Here is a 19,245-nt window from a genome sequence, read left to right as displayed (position 1 = left end):
AATCGGTCCTAGTTCAAGAATCGAACAACATAGGCCGGATGCCGGTCAAATAGAACGATCTGTCCAACAACCTGGTAGCGTTGCCCCACTAGGTTCAGCGAATCGGCGATGTAATAGGCGTTGGGCTGTTTGCGTTTGGTTATCCGAAGAATATCACCACGCAAAGCCGCAATATGAAACGAATTAGCATCGGTTGGCGAATCGTTGCCGATTGTTGTACCGTAGCTGTATAGGGGATACCCGCGCGTTAATCTGGCTGCCTGCTCCGAAGTGTCCTGATAAAATTGACGCTTGGCCACCCGCCCTGGCAAAACCAGCCAGTTGAATCCTAAACGTACGACGACCATCACAGCCAACATTAGCCCTAACCGATTCGGCGAAGGCCGGTACAGTAGCCAGGTCAGAGCCGCCAGCAATCCCGATACAAGGGTCGTTTTCCAGATTACTCCCGGCAATGCCCGCGTGGCAGGATAGAACACGGCCGTCCAAACTCCCACCGCAACGATGCCTGTAGCCACCAGCCAGATCCGTTCTATCCACCAGCGTGGACGATCCGTTGGGGACGAGTAGTTGTAATACAGATACGCCAGCACCGTCAACAACAACGGTACCAACCCAATAAGGTAACGCCCATACACTTGTGGCGACGACCAGTAGATCAAGACTGTCGTACTGAATGTGAGTGCGTTAAACAGGACAAACGAATTCGCTTTCAATACCCTCAGCAAGTTGCGACGGATCAGAAGCACAACCAGTAACAGATAGGGCAAAAAATGATAGATAGCCTCAACTGGAAAGGTAACCAGGTGAAGCAGCGTTTCGGCAAGTCCAAATTTCAGGCCGGTTCGTTTCGCACTTTCTCTGAACAATACCGTAGCGATATCACTAAACGGAATGGCGTTTCGGTTCAGATACGCCAGATAATAACTACCTGTTATCAGCAAAAAGAGTGCGATTCCCGCCAAATGAGCCGGGTGTATAAGTCGCTTTAGCTGACGTGTATACAAAAACCATCCGACCAGGGTTAACCCCTGAAACGCAATCGGCGGCAATCCTTTCAATAAAAAACCAACCGCTGTGAGCGTATAGGTCGACAGATACAGCCACCAATACTGGCGTTTCTGATCGAAATGATACACAAGCATCATGGCCGTGTAGGTGATCCAGGCAAACGTAATCTCGATCAGCCCCAGCATAGAATCATAGAGCAGTACCCGACCCGTCGTCAGCGTCATCAGTGAGGCAGCAATGGCAATAGTTGGGGTAGTGTATCGTCGTACAAAAGCGCCAATCGTTAGCCCGAAAAGCAGCAATGAAACAAGCATGGGGAATCGGAGCGCAAACGACGAATAGTTGCCAAACAGGCTGTACGATCCAATAATCAGCCAGTTAAAAAGGGGTGGTTTATTAAAATACCGCTCGCCGTTTAGGGTAGGCGTGATATAATCGCCCGATAAAATCATTTCCAGCGAAACGAGCGCCCTACGCGACTCATCTCCCATATCGAGCGGAATTAAGCCCAGGTGCGAGACGAGCACCACGACCAGCCCGGCAACCAGCACGCTCGTCCAGCTGGTCGAAAAAAAATTGCGATCATGTAGTTTCAGCGTTTGCCGGGAAGGAGTTGCAAGCATAGTAAGGGTGCTAATTGATCTACGATTGTTCGCCAGTCACTAAGGAGTCTGAACCAAGTTTTCTGTCTCCGACCAAACCGATGAATGAACGGATTCCACCGAATCGAACGACAGATCATTCATACATCGAAAATGTTGTTTTGGGCACTGATTATGTCCAATCTTCGAACAGGGCCGACAGGCCAGCCCTTTGTTTTCGATCAGCACGTAACGAGTTTTATAGGGATACATCCCCAATTGGGGCGTTGTACTTCCCCAGATGGAGTACACTGTTTTTTTCAGCGCGGCTGCCATATGCATCAGCCCCGTATCGTGGCTAAACACAACTCGAGCTTGTCGCAGCAGGGATGCCGATTGATTCAGCGAATACCGTCCGCAGGCATTATAAATTAACCGGTCACCCAGTGCCTGCACGATCTGATCACCTACAACCCGATCTTCGGCATCACCCAGTAAGACGATGGGGGCATCAATTTTTTTACAAAGTTCAATCATAGGCCCCACTGGCAACCGCTTGGTTGCATGCTGTCCGCCAATGGCATAGGCTACATACCCTGACTGGTGCGTTAAGGGCAACTCCGTTTTACTGATCTGGTCCCGATCTGGCACAAAATAATCCAGCCCAGAACCATCTTCAGCAACGCCAAGCGGCTCAACAGTCGCCATATACCGATTGACAATGTGCTCATCGGGCATAACATTCCATTTCCAGCGCACGTATACCCATTTTCGGATATTCAATTTATTGACTGTATGGGCTTTCGTCAATAAAGCCGCCTTGATAAGAGTGGTACGTACATTATTGTGCAGATCAATAATCAGGTCGAATCGTTCAGCCTGTAACCGTCGAACCAACACCCACAAACTGCTGTCCAGATAATGACACCGATCAATAAAGGGATTGTGTTCAATCAGCGGAGCATAAGCTCGTTTGGTACAGAAATGAATTTCCGCCCCTGGTAGTTGCTGTTTCAGGCCCCTGACAACGGGGGTTGTCAGAATAATATCACCTATCGAGGAAAACCGTAGTATCAGTACTTTCATCAACCCTGCCCATCTACGTTAATTATAACTTTAGCGATCAATCGTTTACCTACAAGTCTTTCAAATCCATTCCATCATATTCTACTCAATCGCAGCCGTCGGCATCCGGTCAGGTTTCATTTACGCCCAACGATTGTTAACTTTGAATTAAAACAAGTAATTTGTTGACTTATATTAAGTAGACATATTTCGGAATAAAAGAAATTGTCACTTATATTTAGTTTACTTATTATCAAAAATATAAATTATTTCTTTATTATAAAGAGTATTTGCACACTTTATGTGGAAAGACTTCACAAATTGGCTTACCAATAAACACTCAACTGTTCAGAAAAGCTTTGCAGACATTTGGCCCGTTGACTTACACAACCACATTTTACCTGGCGTAGATGATGGCTTACCTACGCTGGAGGATACCCTGGCCTGTCTTCAGAAATATGTGGACTGGGGCATAAAAGGCGTTATCTGCACTCCCCACATTAGTCAGGATTATTATCCGAATGAGGTACAACGGTTAAAACAGGTCACCCTCACTGTGCAACAGGCCATTGCAGATGCTAACCTCCCCATTCAATTCTCGTTAGCCGCTGAATATCTTGTCGATGAATGGTATTACACCTTGCTGGAACAAGATGAGGTACTCTGTTTCGGAAAAGATCGGTTTGTTCTCTTTGAGACTGGCTGGGCAAACTCTCCCCGGCAATTGGATCAGTATTTGTTCCTGATGCAGCTAAAGGGCTATAAACCTGTATTGGCCCACCCCGAACGCTACCACTATTACCAGAGTTCGCCCGAGCAACTAATGGCTCTGAAAGATAAAGGGTGTTTGTTTCAACTCAATTTAATGTCTTTAGCGGGTCACTATGGCAAACGGGCTCAGCAGCTTGCGCATAAACTCCTCCAATCAAAGGATATTGATTTTATCGGAAGCGATTTGCATCGTCTGACTCATTTAACAACCCTTGAGCAGGTCTTCGACCAAGACACACTCGATCTACTTAGCCAGCAACCCTTGCTCAACAGCCAGCTTTCGTAGGTATCGATGCTGTAATTTTTTGTCGGTATCTTTCCTTAATCTTTGAGTGATCGTGCCTGTAGTGGGAAACCTCACCTCTGACCAAACGTTTGGATGCAATACCGTTATGATTGGCATTTTTTTTGCGTTGAATAACTATATGGTAATGAAAGCCTTATACCTCTTTCATTACCATTCGAGAAAGTAGTCAGCCAGATATAAACCCGTTGCTTCTTCAGATCGCACAAAGTCGTATATTTTCGTAAAAGTTGTCGATTCAGTCGAAGTATGACAAAATTTCATTGATTTATTTAGCCTTTTACCTGTTCTGCTCATCCATGAATAAATCTACACTGATCTTTATTGGTCTCTCGGCCCTGTTTACAGCCTGCAAAAAAAAGGAAGATATTGAGGCTAGTCAGTGCTATGATTGTTCCATTCGATATAGCTACAAAGGCGCAGCTGGGGTTTATGTTCCTACTTCGAATTCGGTAACCTACGAAGTATGTGGCATGGCTGATCGTGATTCGCTGATCAAGCGAAACGGGACTTCCGATTACGGCCCCGGTGGTTTCAGCACGACAGTCACGCAGGCTATTAGCTGCTCATCCAGATAAACCGCTTTCAATTAGCCAGCAGCCATAAAAAATAGCCAGAGTAAAAACCCTGGCTATCTGATCGACACCTATGTGGCAACTGAAGGCTTATTTGTCGTAGTTTGCGTTTTGTGGGTCCCAGTTGGTCCAGCCTTTCGTCCAGTCGGTGGTCCCAAAAGCACCCTTGAACGTTTCTTTGGTGAAGAAAGCATCCGCTCCCTTACCGTCCCAGATAGCTCCTGTCAGCAGTGGAGAACCCGACTGGGGCAGGAAGTTGGGAGTGGTCAGGTTGAAGGTAGCCGAGTTGAGCAGCAGCTTGCTCAAATCCGTGCTGGCAATGATCTGGTTCTGGTAGGCAGCCGTACCAAAGAAAGCCGTCGCCTGATCGTTCGTAATCGACTGAGCCCCCCGAACTGGCGTCGTGCAGTTTGCAATCACAATACCACGCAGTTGCAGGTTGCCAGCCGTGGCGTTATCGAGCGTGTTGGTTGTACCTGTCTGAGCGTCTAACCGTAAGCCTTCTGGGTAACCAACTAACAGTGAATTGAAAATGCTGATCGACGTATTCCGACGCAGGTGCATACCCGACTGGAAGGGACCACTACCTTTGGCCGACGCGGCATTCGAAGGTGTACCAGTTGTTACAAAATTGCTCATGTTGGCAAACACAGGCGCAGTAAGAGGCAATCCGTTGTTAGCAGCCGTTGCTGGGGCACCTGGGTTAAAGTTATCTGACTCAAATCCATTAGAACCCGATTGGTCGGCTACGTCTGGGTCGCGCAGCGATACACCATACTGTACTTTACCCACATAACCCCAGTCGGTATCCCAATCGTCGTCCCACCCCCGGAAAGCGATCAGGTTCTTCATATTTACTGTACCACCGAACCATTCGTAGGAATCATCACCGCTATATGAAACCTGGATGTGGTCAATCGTGGTACCAGCACCTACTCCATATAAAGTAAGGCCGTTGATTTCGCTGTTTGCCAGGTTACTCAGGGCAATACCGCCAAATTCGATCCGGCAATACTGCATGACACCCGAGTTGTCATTCACATCCGTATAGGCACCAATCGTACCCGGAATGCCGCCTTCAAATGCCGTTACGCTGGGCTGGTTATGGGGAGCTTTCCCAATAAGAACAACACCACCCCAGTCGCCATAATTACGGGAACCGGCGGCTTTGCTGGAAGTGAAAATGATGGGCGAATCAACCGTACCTACCGCGTTGATCTTAGCCCCCGCCTGAATGATCAGCGTTCCGCCTTTGCCCTGTCCTGAAGGGTCCTGCTCTTTGGGAGCCCCTTTGATAATCGTTCCCTTTTCAATATTTAGCGTCGCTCCTGACGTAACACTCACAAAGCCCTGAATAACGTAAATATTACCCGCCGTCCAGTTTGTTGTGGCTGTAATGTTGCTCGCAACAGTAATTACGGGTTTGTTACCCAGTTGGAAGGCCGTTGTGCTGCTTACCGTTGCTCCGCCTGTAGTTACGGCAATAGGTGTACCTGCATTCGCCGGAACAATTACAGTTAATGACGTCGTGTTAGCACCGGTTACCTGTGCGGGCACTGTACCGAAGGTTACCGTGTTGCTGGATGGCGTGGCATTGAAAGCTGTACCGGTAATCACTACACTAGACCCAACCGGTGCCGACGTAGGCGAAATAGACGTAATACTCAGTACCGGAGCCGGGGTATCATCATTCTTACAGGCCGAAACGGCAGCAAACAGTCCGACACCCGTCAGTAGCAGATAAGCCCAGCCAGCCATTCGACGGCGCACTTGATGCATTTGCATAAACAGTTAATTTAGTTGAATTGGATTGGTAAACACTTAAGGAATTATCGTTCGGCGACCAAAGGTGTACACGGCACTAAGGGTGTAGTAGCTACCCCGTTTGAATCGACGAATCGTTTGGTCAGCATCAGCAGTTTGCGAAGTAACATCGCTACCGATTTTGCCATCATGACTGAAATCCTGTACAAACCGGACGTATTGGTTCAGCAGGTCCTGAATACCCAGCCGCAGTTCCAGCTTTTTATTGACCAGTTTGGTTACATTCAGATCCACTACGTTACGCGGCATCTCGTAAATAGTGGGGTTGTTTCGGTTGCCTACGGCGAAAATCCGCTGACCAAAAACGTTGTAGAGAATATTGGCCTGCCAGCCGGAGTTTGGAGCCGCATAATACAGACCGGCATTGATCAGGTAAGGCGACTGGCCTGCCAGTGGGCGCTGGGTATCGGCAATACCCCGAATATCATATTCCCGAACTTCGCCACTCAAATCTGGAGCCCGGACAATATCGCCCACATTAACCTGGCTTTTAATGAGCGATACGTTACCGACTACCGACAGATTTTGCAGAAAGACACTCGATGAATTTGAGAATCCTTTGCGTACTTCCAGTTCAACGCCGTAATTCTGAGCAGAATTGGCATTGGCAAACGTATAAGCCAGCCCATTCGCCTGGATCAGCAGGAACGATTCGATGGGGTTTGTAAAATGCTTGTAAAAACCCGTCACCGAAATCAACTCGTTTGGCGTTGGGTAAAACTCCCATTTGGCGTCGATATTCTGAATGTTGGCGGTTTTCAATGCCGTGTTCCCACGAATATCGGCCAGCAGATTAAAGTCGAAATAGCTGAAGGGGGCTAACTCACGAAACTCAGGTCGGTTTACAGAGGATGAATATGCCAGCCGGAGATTGGTCCGATCGCTAAGCTTATAGGTGAAATTCAGCGAAGGCAGCGGGCTAAATACTTTATTGGAAACCAGTTGTTCTTCAACCGTTGTCCGGGTAGCCCGAATACCCTGATCATTGTATTCGCCACGGAAACCAAGCGTCAAATTGGCCTTCGGTCCAAAGTAAACATCACCCGTAACATAGCCAGACAGATAAGTATTGATCCCTTTGTATGAATCCAGCGGTTTCGTGCCATCCAGCAGCGAGAACCCATTTTGACCGTTTACGTTAGCCGGACTAAAGGCATTGTTAATATCACTGGATTTGGCGACTGAGCTATTACCGACGCTTTGATAGCCATAGAAACGGGCCGAATAATCCCGATTTTTTTGTTCGGCATACACCCCAAACCGAATCCGATTCGGTTCCCGATCGGTCGGGTTGCCAAAAGTGTGTTCACCATTGCCGATTGCCGATACCACATACTCATGTAACTTCGAGTAGAATCGACCCACGTCAATAGGGTTTGGGTCGTTCGGTGTGGCAATAGAGAAGGGTTGAAGTTGTCCGTCGGTACCACTAGCGCCCGTTACCCGCTGATAGCGAACCCGTTTCCAATCGGGCTCCCAGCGCCCCGTATACCCAAAGCTGGCAATCCAGTTGAACTTGGTCAGTTCACTAATCGAATGTTCACCCGACACTTGCGACGTTAGAATACTCCGGTTTTCGAACCGCTCCGAGAAACTCCGAACGTCAAATCCATCCTGAATACGCTGACCGCTACGCACCACGGTTTCGGTAGTACTCAACTGGTTGAAGAGTGTTTTCCACTCCAGCGTAAAGCCGGACGCGAACCGGGCCGTCCAGTTATGCAGTACCCCCAGCCGTGACTGCCGTGCGTAATTGGCATCATTATATTGTTCAGCTACGGCGTTGGCAATAGTACCGTTATCGTACAATTTGAGATCGATGTTCGAAAACTGATTGGTCGAAGCGTAGTTGATACTGGTCAAATTACTAAACCGAATAGATCCCACATCGAACCGACGACCCAGGTTCAAAGCAAACCGGATATCCGGCGATACCGAATAATTTTTCAATCCCCAGGAATTGGGCAGCAACTGTGCATAGGCAGCCCGTTGAAGTGGATTCAGTGAATTGAACTCACCAAATTTTGTAGGAAAGCTGCTCGGAATCTGCTGATCGGCTCCCCAGAGCCCCAGCCAGTTCAAGCCGCTTCGGGTCTGGGTCTGTACCGTCTGAAACGTCGTATTGGCGCGATACCCCAGCGTTAGGCCCGCATCCGTAAAATTCTGGTCGGGCCGACGCTTGGTATAAATCTTAATAACACCCCCAGCGAAATCACCGGGTAATTCAGCCGATCCGGATTTGAATACGATCATCCGGTCGATGATGTTGCTGGGCACCAGATCGAACGAGAACGAACGGGTGTCTACCTCGGTCGATGGTGTAATCACATCGTTGATAAGCACCGAGTTATACCGGGCGGCCAATCCCCGGATCAGTACAAATCGGTTATCGACAATACTCACGCCCGGAACCCGACGAATAGCGGCAGCCGCATCACGGTCCTGCGATTTTACAATCTGCTGAGCCGAAATCCCTACGGCTATCGGCTTCATCTGCTTGATCTCGGTAATAACGGCCACTTCGGTATTAGTAGCCCGGCTACCCCGAACGACTACTTCCTGAAGCGCTTTTCCTTCGGTGAGCAGCTCCGTTTCAATGGCCGTTGTGTTTCCTGATTCAACCCGAACATTCGGAATTTCCTTCGTCTGGTACGAGATGTAGGAGATAATCACCTTCTGGTTTCCGACGGGTACGTTGGCGATTAAAAAGTTGCCCTCCACGTCGGTGGTTACCCCCAACTGCGTCCCGTCGACTCGGATCGTACAGCCAATTAAGGCTTCCTTGGTTTGTCCATCCCGAATGGTGCCGCGAATGGTACCAACATTTACCTGTGCCCTGGTGGTTTGTATTGTTAAAACAAGAGAGAAAAAAAGAAGAACTAGCTTGCGGTTCATAAAGATAGTTTGGGTGTCGCTTTTTGCAGCGCAAAACTATCTGGCTAATGTTACCCCAGGATTAAGCCAATATTATCATTGTTTAACGTGTTTTTAATCCCAGAGTGGTTTTTGTTTATTTGTTCCACCGATTAACCAGCAAACTCACGTTATTAAGTTAACTATCTAATATTCTGACACTTATCCTCTATTGTGAATATTAGGAACGTATTATGAGCGGGGTTTAGCGGATAACAAAATGTTTTTCATACCAACTGCCGGAAATCAGTTTCGAGTGGTGGTGTAAACGTATGTATTCAGAGCGAGACGATTCATGACACCTTACGAAGGCACGCTGGCCAAAAAACTGACCCAGGCTTTCGAGCTGGGCCAAGTGATGGCGAAGTGGCGGCAACGAGCCAAACAGGAAGCTTTCCCCGAAGAATTAATTCTGGAGTCGATCATCAACCGGATTGACCAGATCAATCAGCAATTCAACGAACAACTTCACGAGTACCAAACCCTTACAGAAGCCCGTAAAGAGGTAGCGAATGGTTCGACCCCCGGCATACGACAGGTAATTGATACTGTTTGGGCCGATCTCTGTCATCAATCGACCAGCGATAGCGTCGCCACCTCACTATTAAAAAACCTGCATCAGAAAATTCAACGGTTCACTCTTCCTGGCTTTCCGATTAATAGCCGTAAACCCTTCTTTTACAAGGAAATTCGCCTGTATGAAGATTCATACGCATTGCTGGGTCAGTACTATAGCTGGTTTATTGACCTTCTCTCAGTGGTAAATTTTAGTCCGCTCCATGAAACGGTCTGTCTAAATAACCTTCGCCATCAGGCCCATGAGTTCAATCGACAGACAACGCAGATCATGGAAGAAGCGGAAAAGCTCAAGAATCTTCAACTCGCCAGAAACTACCTGTTTAAATCATTGAACCAGGCAACCGTTGCCGCCCGAGGGCGTTTATCTGCCTACAAGCAGGAAGCCTATCGAAGCTATCGCTGACTGACTAATCAACTACTTTTTTGATTACTTTGACCAACTGGCGGCTAATTAACGCATATCCTTTATCGGAAGGATGAAGCCCATCATACGTTTTATTGATGGCCTCAACAGGATATGGATATTCGTCGGTTTCAGGATTGAACGGTACATCGATAAACGCCGGATATTTGTAGTTCATATAAGCTCCCGTCTGCGGATTCTTCAATCGTTTGTATTTTACCAACCGTTTTAAATCCAGCCCTTTCAGATGGTATAAGTCTACAATTGGTAACTGTTCATAACGGGCTATCGAATCAATAGCCAACGCAAATGATTCAAGAAGCTGCCCATTTTTGGCCTTATATGACCCGTATGCATTATTCTTGAAATTAGCCAGATACACAAAATCGACCCGTTGCATCGGTGTGATCAGTATAATCGGCGCTTTCGGATTCAGGCTTTTCAACTTATTCATAATCACCCGGAACGAGCCATAAACGGTGTTCGTCCCTGTATTATTCTGATAATCAGCGAGCCGTCCTAATGGCTTACCACCCCACCAATCGTTGGTACCCAGAAATACCGAATACAGATCCGCTTTCGTCAGGCCTAGGGTTTCTATTTGCTGCGCGATTCGCACCGCCGTCCACCCATTATGCCCCTGATTGGTGTAATGAATATAGGGTAACTGCTCGACCACCCTGGTCATATAGCCTTTGGTTATCCGATTTCCGGTTTCATTCAGATGCTCATTAAGATACGTAATCGAATCGCCAATAGCCACCCAACTCATTTCTGGGTGACGAAATGAACTGAACAAGCCAATCAGGGCCAGAGAAACAAGCAATTGCCGCATACGAGACTGTACAAAGAGTCTGTTGATCGCAAGCAAAAAGCAATGTCTTCTTGTCCTTTACTGTATTTCTGCAAAATAACCTACTGGTGGCGAGTCTTGGGAAATAACACCTATTATCCCATTATAAAGTTCATTACGCTGCCAGTAAAACAAACGGATTTCCGCTTCTACTAATCAGTTTGAGCAATCGCATATTGCCCGAAGAATGTATATTGCTGTCCAGCTACAGGCTGCTCAAAGGTGAGAAAAAAGGCTAGTTCTTTCGAGATAATAACGCACTCATTCAGGCGATTAATAACCTTTATTCTGCGTCTGTGCACGCTCATTATGCCCTTAGGCTGCGTCGATCTAATCGATCAGACTTTAGCGACGCATGTCAATGTCCTTATTGTAGACGGGACCGTTACCGATTTGACGGAGACCATGAACATACGAATCAACCGATCCCGAAGCGCCCCCTTTTGACCTTGATCCCAAAAAACGGCCAATATGCAGGGCATAAAAAGAAAAACCGCCAAATCATGCAGACTTGACGGTTTTTGAGTGGTCGGGGTGGCAGGATTCGAACCTACGACCTCCTGCTCCCAAAGCAGGCGCGATACCGGGCTACGCTACACCCCGAATGTTGTATTATAAAATGCGACAGCCGAAATAACATTAACTTATTTACTTTCGGTTGGGAACTGTATCACTTTATCTCCTGCGGAGAGAGAGGGATTCGAACCCTCGGTACCGTTACCAGTACGACAGTTTAGCAAACTGTTCCTTTCGGCCTCTCAGGCATCTCTCCGTAGCCAATCTGTTCTTTCCTGAACGATTGGGACACAAAGATAGAGGTATTAAATGTTTTCGTCAAGAGGAAATTTAAAATCTTTTTATAATCACTAATTTCGCCCCAATCTGCTGCGGAGTGTACCAAGCTTCAACTTAGTCAGCATCAGCCAGATACTTGATTTCATGAATTGGTTATATCCCCTTACGCGTACCGATTTTTTTTTCATTTGCCTGTTTATAGGGCTCTATACACTTTATGTATGGCGTACCTTTCGGCTGGCTCATCAATTAAATACGTCGGCCTGGGGTGCCGTTCCTAAGTTTTTTCTGAGAGGCAGTTACCTCACTTTACTCATCATTGCCCTACTGGGCCCGTCGTTTGGTGAAGCCGTTGTCGACTTTGCCACAACGGGTCACGATACATTCCTGATCGTTGATATTTCCCGGTCTATGGATGCCAACGATGTTGTGCCCACGCGTCTGGAACGGGTGAAGTACGACATCCAGCAACTTTGCGACACCCTTCCTGCCAATCGGTTCGGGCTAATTATGGCTTCGTCATCCCCTTTTGTATTGGCCCCCCTAACGGCCGATCAGGATGCGCTCAAGCAATTTATTCGTGAAGTACACACCAGTATCGACCCAACGGGTGGTACTGACCTGTGTAGTGCTGTTGAACTGGCCTATCAGAAACTATCTACCGATCCGTCTACCCGTCGAAGTGTTAAGGCGATGGTTCTGTTTAGTGATGGGGAAAACGCCAGCCCCTGCGAACGCAATACGCTGATTCGGTTACGTATGCAGGGAATGCCTATTATAACAGTCGGTATAGGGAGTGAAGCTGGGGCATCGATTCGGCAGGGACGCGATTTTATTCGGGATGATAATAATCAGATTGTTCGGAGTCGACTCAATCGGCTCTATTTGCAGGAACTGGCTCGCGATAGCCGTGGGCAATACATCGAAGCCGATGCTAATGGGCGTTATATCAATGAACTAGCGGGTATTTTACAGTCGCTAAAAGGAGGCACCAGCGATCAGCGTCGGCTGTCCGTAGCGACTAATAAGTATTATTATTTTCTGCTGGCGGCACTCAGCCTGATCGCGCTCGATATACTTATCGCCATTCGAACCTTCCGACTATAAGCGAGTCTCGACGTTTCATCTTATTTTTGGCTTCGTTTTATTGATTCATTATGGACTACGCCCTGCTGACATCCGTGTATTCAGTACCAATTGAAACGCTGGGGCAAGCTTACAGATGATCTATTTACTCATTGCAGCCTGGATTTGGTTGAACGAACTGATTTCTCTGAACCAGATTTCCCGTAACAATCAGGCCCGTCAGGAGGCTCAACTCGCTTATCAGTCGGGGCATTATCAGCGTGCCCTTACGTTTTATACGTATTTAACCCAAAATACGTCGACAATCGATGCAGCTGTTCGGTTAAACCTTGGTCATACGTATTTCCATCTGAAACAATACACTAAAGCCAAATCGCAGTACGAAACACTACTCCAAACGGACCGGCATGATTTACGGACAGCTGCAGCTACTCAGCTAGGGGTGATGGCCTGTCTTGAAAAAGACAGTGCCTTGGCGTTAACCCTTTTTCGCCAGGCTTTGCTCGAAAACGCAGATAATGAATCGGCCCGGTATAATTTTGAACTAATAAAACGACATTATTCGGGGCAGCCTCCGCACAAACGATCAATCCGTAAGTCATCAACGCCTTCTCCTCAACTTGTTAATAAGCCTCGCTCTATGGGTGGTCAGCAGGTTGAGCGGTCGACACGGCAGGATGAGTTATTACGCCGTTTTCGCCGTTTGAACCTAAGTGAAGAGCAAGCATTACAATTGCTGGATGCTATGCGTGGCGATGATTTGCCGTTTGTGTTGACCCGCTCGGCTCATCAGGCTAGTCCGAAGCCCAGAGAGGGAGAGAGTCGATGGTAGAATCGGGCTTCGGTTTCCTGAAGACCGAAAACCCTAAACAAATACAGATCTATGAACGAAGTGGTTATTGTGTCAGCGGTTCGAACACCAATTGGTAGTTTCGGTGGTGTTTTATCGACCCTGTCGGCTACCGAACTGGGCGCTGCAGCCATTCGGGGTGCATTAGCCCGCGCTGGTGTGCAACCTGAGCAGGTTCAGGAAGTTTATATAGGTAATGTTGTGTCGGCCAATGTAGGTCAGGCACCGGCCAAACAAGCCGCGCTGAAAGCAGGATTACCGGCTAATATTCCATGCACAACCATCAATAAAGTGTGTGCTTCAGGAACGAAAGCCATTATGCTTGCCGCTCAGGCTATTCAGCTTGGGCAGGCTGATGTCATCGTAGCGGGTGGTATGGAAAGTATGTCAAATACCCCCTACTACGTTCCCAAGGCTCGATTTGGCTATAAATATGGAAATGCCGAACTGGTCGATGGCCTGGCTCGGGATGGGCTGGTAGACGTTTACGATCAATGTGCTATGGGCGTTTTTGCCGACCAGACGGCCAAACACTATGCCATTACACGTGAAGAACAGGATGCTTATACCGTACAATCATACCGTCGGGCCGAAGCTAGTACACAGTCAGGTCGGTTCAGTGCCGAAATTGTGCCGGTTGAGGTAACAGGTCGAAAGGGGGTTACGGTCGTATCAGAGGACGAAGAGTTTAAAAATGTCATTTATGACAAAATCCCAACTCTCAAACCGGCCTTTACGCCTGACGGTACCGTAACGCCTGCTAGTTCGTCACCGATCAGCGACGGGGCTTCAGCAGTTGTTGTCATGAGCCGTTGGAAGGCCGATGAACTTGGCCTAAAACCGCTTGCCCGGATTCTGGCTTATGCCGATGCAGAACAGGAGCCCCAATGGTTCACAACGGCACCCACAAAAGCCGTTCCGCTTGCCCTGGAACGGGCTGGCTTAACAACCGACGACATTGATTTTTTTGAAGTAAACGAAGCGTTTGCCGTAGTTCCACTGGCATTCAGTAAAGTATTGAACATCCCGCAGGAGAAACTGAATGCTTTTGGCGGAGCTGTATCCATTGGGCATCCGTTGGGCGCATCGGGAGCACGAATAGTAACCACACTTACGAACGTTCTGCAACAAAACAACGGCCGATATGGTGCGGTTGGTATTTGCAACGGGGGCGGAGGAGCTTCGGCTATTATAATAGAAAAGTTATAAAAGGGTTGTTGTTTTCGGTTTAGGAACTGGGGCTGTTAATCCCAATACGCCTGCTACTATAAGCCGAAGACCGTAAACTGTAAAAAATGAACGCCATTCAGGAAACCAATTTTCATTTTCCCGGCCAGACGGGATTTTATCGGGGAAAAGTACGGGACGTTTATTCATTCCCAAACAAGCTGGTTATGATTGCCTCAGATCGTATTTCAGCCTTTGATGTGGTACTCCCCCGCCCTATTCCGTTTAAAGGGCAGGTATTGAATCAGACAGCCGCCTACTTTCTGGAAGCAACAGTTGATATTGTTCCCAACTGGCTCCTTGACGTACCCGATCCGAATGTGAGTATTGGCCTGAAATGCGAACCCTATGCGGTTGAAATGGTGGTTCGTGGCTACCTGGCGGGCCACGCCTGGCGCCAATACCGCGATGGGCACCGGACCTTGTGTGGTGTGGCTTTACCCGAAGGGCTGCGGGAAAACGACCGGCTGCCCACTCCGATAATTACCCCATCGACGAAGGCACACGAAGGCCACGACGAGGACATTAGCCGTGAGGAGATTTTGAGTCGGGGAATAGTACCGGAAAGTGAGTATGTGCAATTGGAACAGTATGCATTGGCCTTATTTACCCGTGGTACCGAAATGGCCGCCCAACAGGGGCTTATTCTGGTCGACACCAAGTATGAGTTTGGGAATCTGGATGGCAAGGTTTACCTGATCGACGAGGTTCATACCCCCGACTCATCCCGGTACTTCTACGCGGATGTGTATGAACAAAACCAGCAGGCCGGACAACCGCAAAAACAATTATCGAAAGAATTCGTTAGAGAATGGCTTATTTCAAACGGTTTTCAGGGGAAAACGGGGCAAACCGTTCCTGCTATGTCGGATGAATGGATAAGCCAGATTACGAAACGCTATATTGAGCTATTTGAAACCGTTACCGGTCAACGCTTCCAGCCTGATGAAACCTCCGACCCGCTGGCCCGAATCGAAACCAATATACTACGATCCATATAAAATTTTGACTGGTTGAAGGATTGAATGGCTGAATAAGAAACCCTTACTCAATCTTTCAACCAGTCAATCATTCTATCATTCAAAATTAAAGTCCTATGAATTATAGCATCGAGAAAAACGAACAATACGCCCTGATCCGATTAACAGAGAATGTTTTCGGGGAGGCTATAACAACTGACTTTGAGACGCTTAGCCGTAATCTTTTTCGGGAGGGCTACAGCAATATCATCATTGATACGGCCCCTGTCCAGTCGATCGATCCGGCAGGGGTATCGACAATTCGAAAAATAAGTCGGCAATGTACCAATGAACAGGGTCTATTGATTGTTGTTACAAAAAATGACGATCTGATTTCATTTCTGGATACAGCTCGTCTCAGCGATCTGACGATTCTGCCAACCGTGGAAGAAGCCATCGACGCTGTTTTTATGAACGAATTGGAAAATGACTTCCGTAGTGAAGCAGATGACGAGTATGATGTCGGAGGCAGTGTCGAGGCCTAACGCAGCCCTAACGCGTGTAGAAATGCCCCATGAATCGGAAACCCATCGTCCGAACCATACCCCATTTACGTTGACTGTACTCGGGGCCGGTTCGGCCACTCCCTCACTTCGACTCCATCAGACCGCTCATTTGCTGACCATCGGTAACGAATACATTCTGATCGATTGTGGCGAAGGTACCCAATACCGTCTGCTCGAACAACGGATTCGTCCGGGCAGGCTTCGCTACATTTTTATCAGTCACTTGCACGGCGATCACTATTTTGGGTTGGCTCCACTCCTATCGTCACTGAACATGGCAGGACGGACCGAAGACTTACACCTGTTCGGTCCACGCGGGCTCGATGAGGTGTTGACAACCATTTTCCGGGTGTCGGATTCCCGGCTTGGCTTTCGCCTTCATTTTCAGGCTGTCGATCCAGACCAGTCAGCGCTCTTACTCGATCATCCTCTGATGACTGTACAGTCGATTCCATTGCAGCACCGGATCGACTGTACCGGCTACCTCTTTCGTGAGAAACAGGCTAAGCCTCACCTACTGCGGGAAAAACTACCAGCCGAGGTCCCTATTGCCTACCTAAAGCAGTTGAAAGAAGGCAGGGATATTCTGGATGCCGACGGTCGGCTACTCTACGCTGCTGCTGATTATACTGAACCGGCCCCGTCTCCCCGCTCCTACGCATTCTGCTCCGATACGCGCTACGTGGAAGAACTGACTACCCAATTGCAGGGCGTCAACGTGTTATACCATGAAGCCACTTTTTTGCAGGACAACAGTCAGCGAGCAGCAGAGGTGTATCATTCGACGGCTGGGCAGGCGGCTATGATTGCCTCTAAAGCACAGGCTGGCCGTTTGCTAATTGGTCATTTTTCGTCGCGCTACAAGCAATTCGAGCTATTTCTGGAGGAAGCCAGAGCTATTTTCCCTGAAACCTACCTGGCAACGGAAGGACAAACAATTGATATATAGCCACTTAATCTGGCTTCATATCGATCATACGTTTCAGGGCTCAAGGCAATGAACCCGAGTTTCTATCCTATCCTCTGAAACAGCCGATAATAATTCAGCCTATCCAAGTACATTATTCTGTTTATCTTTAGCCCGTAAACTTTCTTTATTGGTTCATGCTGGCTTTTCGCCTGGGTTTTTTAGAAATCGGGTGGCTCGATTTATTGGATATTGGGCTCGTCACCCTACTTATTTACCAGATTTATCATCTTGTTCGTGGGAGTGTCGCCAGCCGCGTCTTTGTCGGGTATCTGCTGGTTTACCTTGCCTATTTACTGGTAAAGGCACTTGGCCTCAACCTGATGACTACCATTCTGGAGTATTTCATCAGTGTGGGTGCCCTGGCGCTGATTATCATTTTTCAGCACGAAATCCGGCGCTTTTTATTGTTGATTGGCAAATCGACTAACCTAAGTAACAGTCGGCTGTTCAAACGGTGGCTCCTTCGGGAGACCGAAATTATGGACGCCTATGCCTCGCTTAAACCCATTCTAGACACCTGCAAAGCGCTAAGTGGTGAATTTTCGGGCGGTTTACTCGTATTGCAGAAAAATGATGATCTGGAAAAATTCGCTCAGTCGGGAGAAATCATTGATGCCGATATGTCGAAACCCTTATTACTGGCCATCTTTAGCCAGTACAGTCCACTACACGATGGAGCCGTGCTCATCAGTGAAGGTCGAATTCGGGCAGCCCGTTGCATTTTACCTGTTTCGGAAGATGATGAGCTACCCGCTACCCTTGGTTTTCGGCACCGGGCTGCTCTGGGAATGAGCGAAGCCACTGATGCAGCGGTTATTGCTGTATCAGAAGAAAGCGGACGTCTATCGCTCGCGCTCAACGGTGAGTTGTATACCAACTTGAGTTTACCCGAACTGGAAAGTCGCCTGGAAGGATACTTACGGGCCCCAAAAACACATTAATTAGCCAGATAGGGACTGATCGCTTTTCAACCCGGAATAATACAAAAGGAGAACCGTGGCGTCACTGAGACAGTGACGCTCACTGGGTAGCTTTGTTGTCAAAAAAGAGAGTGCCGTAAGAATCCGACATTGAAGCCTTGAGTCGGAATAAAATAGGTAGCTATCCGTTTCGGCTCATCGGATTCAGCTTATTCGATTACTCTTCTTTAATATTCAAGCATTCTTGGCAGCTTTTTAGCCTGCTCGACGAAATCGCCAATTTGTTCAACGGAAGGAGGGCGCTGTGTATACTGCCGTACTTTGTTAATCTGAATCAGTTTAGCATGCAGGTTGTCGGCCGCGCGTTGAGCCAGTTCTTTCACTGTATCAACCCCCGCTTCTTCCATAAGGTCACTATAAACCCGGCCAATACCCTTGATGCGTGCCAGATCAGCGCGATTGGCCAGTTCCAGAATAGCTTTTGAATCAACCCCACTTGCCGACGACAACGCTTTGCGGTCTTCAGGGGTTCGGGTTGCTTCAAGTAACGAATCAGCGTCGCTAATACCTTGTGCCTTTAGGGCATTTAGAACAGCATCTGTTATGCCTCGCAGTTCTCCTAATGTAAGGCTCATGAAATAATGTTGAGTTTTAAATAATTAATACAACCCGACCTTCGGGCTGTTTGGTACTTTTTTAACGGACAAGGTACTTTCTTCGGGTATCATTCAAAAGAAATTTCTTCTGAGCGGTAAAGCTTTCGGGATGCATTTGCCCGAATTCGCGCTGCCATTCTTCAAATCGGGCCGGTTCGGCCTGCTGAAATTGTTCGACACTGATCTTCTTCTGACTTAAATACTCTTGAAAGGACATAGGTTAAATCTGCCATTTTAACCGAACGTTATACAAAGTAAGAGGTTTTTTTAACACATTGCTACTGTTGATAAATACTAAAATGACAAAATGGCGTATAAACGCCACATAACTATCATC

General features: G+C 47.8%; 17 protein-coding genes and 2 tRNA genes. 10 read left to right on the top strand and 9 right to left on the bottom strand.

Annotated features, from left to right (window positions below; translation table 11 throughout):
• Positions 1–8 precede the first annotated feature (8 nt).
• Positions 9–1,634 (bottom strand): ArnT family glycosyltransferase, encoded by a 1,626-nt coding sequence (locus B5M13_RS12655; RefSeq protein ID WP_080056009.1) that lies wholly within the window; start codon positions 1,632–1,634, stop codon positions 9–11.
• Positions 1,635–1,673: 39 nt separating this feature from the next.
• Complete coding sequence (locus B5M13_RS12650) at positions 1,674–2,678, bottom strand: glycosyltransferase family 9 protein (RefSeq protein WP_080056008.1); 1,005 nt, start codon at positions 2,676–2,678, stop codon at positions 1,674–1,676.
• Between the two features lie 280 nt (positions 2,679–2,958).
• On the opposite strand from B5M13_RS12650, the gene B5M13_RS12645 reads away from it, so the two are divergent.
• Together B5M13_RS12645 and B5M13_RS12640 are read left to right on the top strand one after the other, a co-directional pair.
• Complete coding sequence (locus B5M13_RS12645) at positions 2,959–3,714, top strand: tyrosine-protein phosphatase (protein ID WP_080056007.1); 756 nt, start codon at positions 2,959–2,961, stop codon at positions 3,712–3,714.
• A gap of 317 nt (positions 3,715–4,031) precedes the next feature.
• Entirely contained in the window at positions 4,032–4,310 is a 279-nt protein-coding gene (locus B5M13_RS12640; RefSeq protein ID WP_155297242.1) for a hypothetical protein, read from the top strand.
• 87 nt (positions 4,311–4,397) lie between these two features.
• Here B5M13_RS12640 and B5M13_RS12635 read toward each other — a convergent pair whose 3' ends face one another.
• Positions 4,398–6,086 (bottom strand): IPT/TIG domain-containing protein, encoded by a 1,689-nt coding sequence (locus B5M13_RS12635; protein ID WP_080056005.1) that lies wholly within the window; start codon positions 6,084–6,086, stop codon positions 4,398–4,400.
• A 42-nt stretch (positions 6,087–6,128) separates the two neighbouring features.
• Complete coding sequence (locus B5M13_RS12630) at positions 6,129–9,026, bottom strand: TonB-dependent receptor (RefSeq protein ID WP_080056004.1); 2,898 nt, start codon at positions 9,024–9,026, stop codon at positions 6,129–6,131.
• Between the two features lie 313 nt (positions 9,027–9,339).
• Here B5M13_RS12630 and B5M13_RS12625 point away from each other — a divergent pair, with 313 nt between their 5' ends.
• Positions 9,340–10,026, top strand: a complete 687-nt coding sequence (locus B5M13_RS12625) for a hypothetical protein (RefSeq protein ID WP_080056003.1) — start codon at positions 9,340–9,342, stop codon at positions 10,024–10,026.
• Positions 10,027–10,030: 4 nt separating this feature from the next.
• On the opposite strand, the gene B5M13_RS12620 is transcribed toward B5M13_RS12625, so the two are convergent.
• From B5M13_RS12620 to B5M13_RS12610, 3 genes are all read right to left on the bottom strand, one after another.
• Positions 10,031–10,861 (bottom strand): SGNH/GDSL hydrolase family protein, encoded by an 831-nt coding sequence (locus B5M13_RS12620; RefSeq protein WP_080056002.1) that lies wholly within the window; start codon positions 10,859–10,861, stop codon positions 10,031–10,033.
• A 544-nt stretch (positions 10,862–11,405) separates the two neighbouring features.
• A tRNA-Pro gene (locus tag B5M13_RS12615) sits at positions 11,406–11,482 on the bottom strand.
• Between the two features lie 82 nt (positions 11,483–11,564).
• Positions 11,565–11,651, bottom strand: a tRNA-Ser gene (locus B5M13_RS12610).
• Between the two features lie 167 nt (positions 11,652–11,818).
• Here B5M13_RS12610 and B5M13_RS12605 point away from each other — a divergent pair.
• From B5M13_RS12605 to cdaA, 7 genes are all read left to right on the top strand, one after another.
• Entirely contained in the window at positions 11,819–12,781 is a 963-nt protein-coding gene (locus B5M13_RS12605; RefSeq protein WP_080056001.1) for a vWA domain-containing protein, read from the top strand.
• Between the two features lie 115 nt (positions 12,782–12,896).
• Positions 12,897–13,592: a tetratricopeptide repeat protein gene (locus B5M13_RS12600; protein WP_080056000.1), complete on the top strand. Its 696-nt coding sequence runs from the start codon at positions 12,897–12,899 to the stop codon at positions 13,590–13,592.
• Between the two features lie 51 nt (positions 13,593–13,643).
• On the top strand, positions 13,644–14,819 hold the full coding sequence (locus B5M13_RS12595; protein ID WP_080055999.1) for an acetyl-CoA C-acyltransferase: 1,176 nt from the start codon (positions 13,644–13,646) through the stop codon (positions 14,817–14,819).
• Positions 14,820–14,905: 86 nt separating this feature from the next.
• A complete protein-coding gene (locus B5M13_RS12590) occupies positions 14,906–15,838 on the top strand; it encodes a phosphoribosylaminoimidazolesuccinocarboxamide synthase (RefSeq protein ID WP_080055998.1) in 933 nt (310 codons plus the stop codon).
• 95 nt (positions 15,839–15,933) lie between these two features.
• Positions 15,934–16,341 (top strand): STAS domain-containing protein, encoded by a 408-nt coding sequence (locus B5M13_RS12585; protein WP_080055997.1) that lies wholly within the window; start codon positions 15,934–15,936, stop codon positions 16,339–16,341.
• A 22-nt stretch (positions 16,342–16,363) separates the two neighbouring features.
• A complete protein-coding gene (locus B5M13_RS12580; protein ID WP_080055996.1) occupies positions 16,364–17,311 on the top strand; it encodes a ribonuclease Z in 948 nt (315 codons plus the stop codon).
• Between the two features lie 155 nt (positions 17,312–17,466).
• Positions 17,467–18,273, top strand: coding sequence for a diadenylate cyclase CdaA (gene cdaA / locus B5M13_RS12575; RefSeq protein WP_080055995.1), 807 nt, complete (start codon positions 17,467–17,469; stop codon positions 18,271–18,273).
• A gap of 206 nt (positions 18,274–18,479) precedes the next feature.
• On the opposite strand, the gene B5M13_RS12570 is transcribed toward cdaA, so the two are convergent.
• Positions 18,480–18,887 (bottom strand): DUF4332 domain-containing protein, encoded by a 408-nt coding sequence (locus B5M13_RS12570; protein WP_080055994.1) that lies wholly within the window; start codon positions 18,885–18,887, stop codon positions 18,480–18,482.
• Between the two features lie 61 nt (positions 18,888–18,948).
• Positions 18,949–19,125, bottom strand: coding sequence for a hypothetical protein (locus tag B5M13_RS33715; RefSeq protein WP_170061124.1), 177 nt, complete (start codon positions 19,123–19,125; stop codon positions 18,949–18,951).
• Between the last annotated feature and the right edge of the window lie 120 nt (positions 19,126–19,245).

The organism is Spirosoma aerolatum, from assembly GCF_002056795.1.
Taxonomy (GTDB): domain Bacteria; phylum Bacteroidota; class Bacteroidia; order Cytophagales; family Spirosomataceae; genus Spirosoma; species Spirosoma aerolatum.
Note: the sequence above shows the minus strand (reverse complement) of the source record. Positions and strands in the feature narration are given on the sequence as shown.